Source organism: Allgaiera indica (assembly GCF_900106675.1).
GTDB lineage: Bacteria > Pseudomonadota > Alphaproteobacteria > Rhodobacterales > Rhodobacteraceae > Acidimangrovimonas > Acidimangrovimonas indica.
Genome location: NZ_FNOB01000076.1, coordinates 1 through 1,082, shown reverse-complemented (window position 1 = coordinate 1,082; position 1,082 = coordinate 1). Strand labels below are relative to the sequence as shown.

General features: G+C 64.8%; 1 protein-coding gene. It reads right to left on the bottom strand.

Annotation, left to right across the window (positions count from 1 at the left end; all coding sequences use genetic code 11):
- Positions 1 to 1,082, bottom strand: a 1,082-nt coding sequence (tuf, locus tag BLV97_RS20640) for an elongation factor Tu (RefSeq protein WP_092164246.1), incomplete at both ends; no start/stop codon positions are given.

Here is a 1,082-nt window from a genome sequence, read left to right as displayed (position 1 = left end):
GTGCGGCCGCCTTCACGGATGGCGAAGCGCAGCTTCTCTTCCATGGCGATCGGCGCGATCAGCTCGACCTCGAACTTCAGGTTGTCGCCCGGCATCACCATCTCCGTGCCTTCCGGCAGGTTCACCGTCCCGGTCACGTCCGTCGTGCGGAAGTAGAACTGCGGACGGTAGTTCGCGAAGAACGGCGTGTGACGGCCACCCTCTTCCTTGGTCAGGATGTAGGCCTCGGCCTCGAACTTCGTGTGCGGCGTCACCGAACCCGGCTTGCACAGAACCTGGCCGCGCTCCACACCGTCGCGCTCCACACCGCGCAGCAGCGCGCCGATGTTGTCGCCCGCCTCGCCGCGATCCAGAAGCTTGCGGAACATCTCGACGCCCGTGCACACCGTCTTCTTGGTGTCGCGGATCCCCACGATCTCGATCTCGTCGCCGACGTTGATCACGCCGCGCTCCACACGACCCGTCACGACCGTGCCGCGCCCCGAAATCGAGAACACGTCCTCGATCGGCATCAGGAACGGCTGGTCAACCGGACGCTCCGGCGTCGGGATGTAGCTGTCAACCGCTTCCATCAGCGCCCGGATCGAGTTCTCCCCGATCTCCGGCTCGCGGCCTTCCAGCGCCGCCAGCGCCGAACCCTTGATGATCGGAATGTCGTCGCCCGGGAAGTCGTAGGACGACAGAAGCTCGCGCACTTCCATCTCCACCAGTTCCAGAAGCTCCTCGTCGTCCACCTGGTCGACCTTGTTCATGTAAACGACCAGCGCCGGAACGCCCACCTGGCGCGCCAGCAGGATGTGCTCGCGCGTCTGCGGCATCGGGCCGTCCGCCGCGTTCACCACCAGGATCCCGCCGTCCATCTGCGCCGCGCCCGTGATCATGTTCTTCACATAGTCGGCGTGGCCGGGGCAATCGACATGCGCGTAATGGCGGTTCGGCGTCTCGTATTCCACATGCGCCGTCGAGATCGTGATCCCGCGCGCCTTCTCTTCCGGCGCCGCGTCGATCTGGTCGTAGGCCTTGAAATCACCAAAATACTTCGTGATCGCCGCCGTCAGCGTCGTCTTGCCGTGGTCAACGTG